We start from the raw sequence: 4122 nt of genomic DNA, 5'->3' as shown, positions 1-4122 counted from the left end.
TTGCGACCCGGCGTCCGAGTGATGGATCAACTCGCCTGGTTGAACGGGGTGTTGGTCGCGGTCGCGCTGCCAGATCGCCATCTCCACAGCGTCCAGGACGAAGACCGTCGCCTTCACGGTGGCCGCGGACCAGCCGACGATCCGGCGGGAGAAGGTGTCCACGACGAAGGCGACGTAGACGACACCGGCCCAGGTCTTCACGTGGGTGAAGTCCGCGACCCAGCAGCGGTTCGGAGCCTTGGCGACGAAGTCGCGCTCCAGGCGGTCGGGAGCCCGTTCGACTTGTCCGCCGGGAAGTGTGGTGATCACCTTCTTGCCGCGGACGGCGCCGGTGATGCCGAGTTCGCGCATGAGGCGCTCGACGGTGCAGCGGGCCACCGCATGTCCCTGCCGGTTCAGCTCGCGCCAGACCTTCCGGGCCCCGTAGACGCGGTAGTTGGACGTGTAGACCTCTTGGATGCGCACTTTGAGTTTCTCGTCGCGCACAGAACGGGCGGAGGGAGTTTCGAGGCGTTTCTTGTAGGCGTAGTACGTGGAAGGGGCGATCTTGCAGTCGTGCCCGGTGAGGGTTCTGCAGATCGGCTCGACGCCGCCGAAGCGGTCCCGGTGCTCGTCGATGAACGCTACGAGCGTGTGTGTGGCCGGTCGAGCTCGGCCGCGAAGAAACTTGCCGCGGCCTTGAGGATCTCGTTGGCCCGCTTGAGTTCGGCGTTTTCCTTCTTCAACGCCTTGAGCTGGGCGGACTCGTCCGTCGTCGTCCCTGGACGCGCCCCCGCGTCGATCTCGTGCTGCTTCACCCAGTTTCGGAGCGTCTCGCGGGAGCCGATGCCGAGCTTGTCGGCCACCGTCTGCAGAGCGGCCGTCTCGTTCGGGTGATCGTCGCGCACCTCAGCGACCATGCGCACCGCACGGCGGCGGAGCTCAAGCGGGTAACGGGAAGGTCGTGCCATGACTCGATCCTTTCATGAAATCGAGTCTCTATTCGAGCCGGGGCGGTTCACTCTGCGGTCCTGGAGTTGATGAACAGCGACGAGTACGCCGAGCTGGCGCCCGCACAGATCTGGGCCCGCGAGCTGGACGCCGGGCGCTACCACTGCTCCGTCTCCACGATGTACCGGATCCTGCGCGAGAAGGGGCAGTCCGGCGAACGCCGCCGCCAGGCCACCCACCCGCCGAAGACGGTGCCCGAGCTGGTGGCCACCGCCCCGTCGCAGGTGTTCACCTGGGACATCACCAAGGCGGCCGGGCCGGGCAAGGGCGTCTGGTACCACGCCTACGTCATCATCGACATCTTCAGCCGTTACATCGTCGGCCACACCGTCGAGCGGGCCGAATCGGCCGAACGGGCCGAGGAGTTGATCCGCGAGACCATCGTCCGCAACGGCATCGTTCCCGAGACCGTGCACGCAGACCGCGGCACCTCGATGACCTCCAAGAAGGTCTCCCAGCTGCTGATCGACCTCGGGGTGACGAGGTCGCACTCGAGGCCGAAGGTTTCCAACGACAACCCCTACAGCGAGGCCCAGTTCAAGACCACGAAGTACATGTCCGACTACCCCGAGCGGTTCGACTCGCTGGCGCATGCCCGCGAGTGGTTCGAGGCGTTCATCGCGTACTACAACCACGAGCACCGGCATTCGGGCATCGGCTGGCACACGCCTGCCAGCGTGCACTTCGGCACCGCCGAGGAGGTCCGCGACCAGCGGGCCGTCACCCTCGCCGAGGCATACGCCCGCCACCCCGAACGCTTCGGCCGCCGCCCCCGACCACCCCGGATACCCCAGCGGGCGTGGATCAACGACCCGGCCAAGCGCAGAGAACCCGCAGCACAAACCTCATAGCATCACGACCGTCTCATTGGACTTGAAATCTTCCGCTTCGCTGACACCACGTTGCTGTTGGTACCTCTCGTTACTGCGGGGGCTATGTCAGCCAGGGCCTGATCCGCTTCCTCGGCAGTGTCAAAGCAGTAGACCTCACCGCTCGGCACTTCGGAACAGGCCTGTGCCCCTTGCCAGCCGTCGGCCAGGTTTATCTCTCTGCCGTTGTAGGTGGCGATCACCGGCTTGGTCTCGGCGAGCTGCTGCTGCAACGCCGCTTCCTCGGCCGGCGTGGCGAGACCGACCTCCGGTATGGCCGTGGGCTCGGGTGCGGCCGTTGCGGTCGTCGCGCTCGTGGCTAAGGCGCAGAGGGCGGCGCTGACCGGGACGAAGAAGCGTGCACGGCGCATGCTGTTACTCCTGTGATGGTTGCGTGTTGATGCGTCACAGGAATCTCACAGGATGCTGCGTGACCTGAGTGCAAGCGTGATCGAGGATGTCGAATTCTCGATCACACTCGTCCGAAGGTACGACCTTGCATGCCTGCTGTTATCGGTGTACTGCGCTGCGTTGCGTCTCGTGGACTCTAAGGAACCTGCCCTGCGTCGTCGACGATGCCGCTGTTGGTGATGGCTACGGAGGTGACGACAGTCCCGGCTTTGCCCCATGCGTTGTCCTCCACAAGGACTGTGCGCTCTCCTAGCAGTCGGGCCGTGCTCTCATCGAAGATCCACTCTGTGCGTTCGCCTTCGTGGGTTCGGGCGACGGCGATCCCCTTCCGGCCTGCCGCGTCGACGACGTCGAGGACGATGTCGACTCCAGGAATAAGTGCGGCCGCCCGGTAGAGGGAGGCAGCGGTGTCGGGCGGGGTCACCCCGCTGCGCAGCAGGTCGCCGATTGTTACAAAGGCTTCCTGGTCCGGGCCCGTCGTGGAGTCGGAACCGGCTCCGTGGTTCTTCTGAGCATCGTCGCGGATCAGCTTCAGCAGGGCGTCGGGGTCCGTCGGCAAGGCCGCCAGGAAGTCGTAGGTCGGTGCGTTGAGACTGCCTTCACTGGGCGTTTCTGGCACCAGGCTGTCACTGCCGTCCTTGCGCTGCAGAGTCCGCTCACTGCCGTCGACCGAAGTCCACTGCTCCATGACCTCGCTCTCGCGGAGCAGTTGCATATCGCCCGACTTGGTCTCGGAAAGAGCCGATGTGTGGCCGACCGTCTTGACATACGAGTACTGGCCGGTGCGGGCCTTCGTCTGCGGCATCGTAGCGGCGGCCAGTGCCGCTCTCTCCAGCAGTTCGACCGACGCCACCGAAGCCGGTGGCGTGTTCAGCGGAGCATCAGACGAGCCGGAGTTGAGGGTGAGAATGACGACGACCGCACCGGCGGCCAATGCCGCGCCCACCGACAGCCCCCAGCGCCCTCTCGGCCGCGGCGCCCAACGGGGAGAGCAAGATCGCGTCTGCCGGTCAATCTCGGTCAGGAAGTGTTCACGACGGGCATCCATGTGTCCGGCTGGCGGCTCTGGATAGGGAGTCGGGGGCAGCATCCGGCTCGCCTGCTCACGCTCGGACTGCTCGTGCTGTTCCAAGCTCATCGTCCATTCCTCCTGTGGGACGGGCGGACCGAGGTCCCCTCTCTCTGCGATATGTGTCCGCTGTAGGTTCGCGGTTCCACACCATGCGCCTTCGGTGCAAGCTCCTCCTCGACGAGCCGGCGCAGCTTCTCTCTTGCCCGAGAGAGCCGGGAACGTACGGTGCCTACCGGGATCCCTAACGCCTCAGCAGTCGCGGCATACCCCAGATCGGACCAGACGACCAGAGTGAAGACCTCGCGCTCAGTCCTCTTCAGACGTTTCAGTGCTCGGCCTGCTGCAGCCAGCCGCTCAGCATCGGCCATCTGACCAACGATCGCGTCCGAGAAGTCGGGCAACGCTTCCGGCGGTGGTAGACGGGACATCGCGTCCCGGTGCCGACGTGCCGCCCGGGCAATGTTGCGCATCACGTTGGTCGCGATGCCCAACAGCCACGCCCGGACGCTTCTGACTTCCTCGCGTAGCTTGTCGCGCAGCCGCCAGGCCTCCAGAAAGGTAAGGGACATGACGTCCTCAGCGAGGGCCCAGTCACCCGTCGTCCTGATCGCGTGGGCATAGACGACACGCGCATGCTCGTCAAAGATTTCGGCGAACGCAGTCCGATCGCCAGACCGGACCCGTTCATGCAATAGGAAGTCCACAGCAACAAGTGTCCGCACAGCCGCATCGGTTCCACCTCGCGTCCGAGCAGTTGCAGAACCGGCTTGCCGACGTAAC

Annotated in this window: 6 protein-coding genes; 1 reads left to right on the top strand and 5 read right to left on the bottom strand. The window is 65.1% G+C overall.

Features of this window, described 5'->3' with window-relative positions; translation table 11 throughout:
• Both KYY02_RS33385 and KYY02_RS33380 read right to left on the bottom strand, forming a co-directional pair.
• The coding region (locus tag KYY02_RS33385; RefSeq protein ID WP_371244739.1) for an IS3 family transposase at positions 1-618 on the bottom strand (618 nt) is incomplete at its 3' end.
• Between the two features lie 5 nt (positions 619-623).
• Positions 624-950 (bottom strand): transposase, encoded by a 327-nt coding sequence (locus tag KYY02_RS33380; protein WP_371244731.1) that lies wholly within the window; start codon positions 948-950, stop codon positions 624-626.
• A gap of 69 nt (positions 951-1019) precedes the next feature.
• On the opposite strand from KYY02_RS33380, the gene KYY02_RS33375 reads away from it, so the two are divergent.
• Positions 1020-1841, top strand: a complete 822-nt coding sequence (locus KYY02_RS33375; protein WP_371244726.1) for a DDE-type integrase/transposase/recombinase — start codon at positions 1020-1022, stop codon at positions 1839-1841.
• A gap of 2 nt (positions 1842-1843) precedes the next feature.
• On the opposite strand, the gene KYY02_RS33370 is transcribed toward KYY02_RS33375, so the two are convergent.
• The 3 genes from KYY02_RS33370 to KYY02_RS33360 all read right to left on the bottom strand — a co-directional run bounded on the left by KYY02_RS33370 (position 1844) and on the right by KYY02_RS33360 (position 4046).
• On the bottom strand, positions 1844-2230 hold the full coding sequence (locus KYY02_RS33370) for a hypothetical protein (protein ID WP_371244721.1): 387 nt from the start codon (positions 2228-2230) through the stop codon (positions 1844-1846).
• Positions 2231-2406: 176 nt separating this feature from the next.
• Positions 2407-3408, bottom strand: coding sequence for a CU044_5270 family protein (locus KYY02_RS33365; protein ID WP_371244719.1), 1002 nt, complete (start codon positions 3406-3408; stop codon positions 2407-2409).
• Positions 3405-4046, bottom strand: coding sequence for an RNA polymerase sigma factor (locus KYY02_RS33360; RefSeq protein WP_371244734.1), 642 nt, complete (start codon positions 4044-4046; stop codon positions 3405-3407). Before KYY02_RS33360 ends, KYY02_RS33365 begins: the two co-directional genes overlap by 4 nt.
• Between the last annotated feature and the right edge of the window lie 76 nt (positions 4047-4122).

It is taken from the genome of Streptomyces pimonensis, from assembly GCF_041380215.1.
Taxonomy (GTDB): Bacteria; Actinomycetota; Actinomycetes; order Streptomycetales; family Streptomycetaceae; genus Streptomyces; species Streptomyces pimonensis.
This window is presented reverse-complemented; position numbering and strand designations above follow the sequence as displayed.

Bases quoted from the DNA above. Each gene is read 5' to 3' on its own strand.
- KYY02_RS33365 (WP_371244719.1), bottom strand. From the start codon at position 3,408: ATGAGCTTGGAACAGCACGAGCAGTCCGAGCGTGAGCAGGCGAGCCGG.
- KYY02_RS33370 (WP_371244721.1), bottom strand. From the start codon at position 2,230: ATGCGCCGTGCACGCTTCTTCGTCCCGGTCAGCGCCGCCCTCTGCGCC.
- KYY02_RS33380 (WP_371244731.1), bottom strand. From the start codon at position 950: ATGGCACGACCTTCCCGTTACCCGCTTGAGCTCCGCCGCCGTGCGGTG.
- KYY02_RS33375 (WP_371244726.1), top strand. From the start codon at position 1,020: ATGAACAGCGACGAGTACGCCGAGCTGGCGCCCGCACAGATCTGGGCC.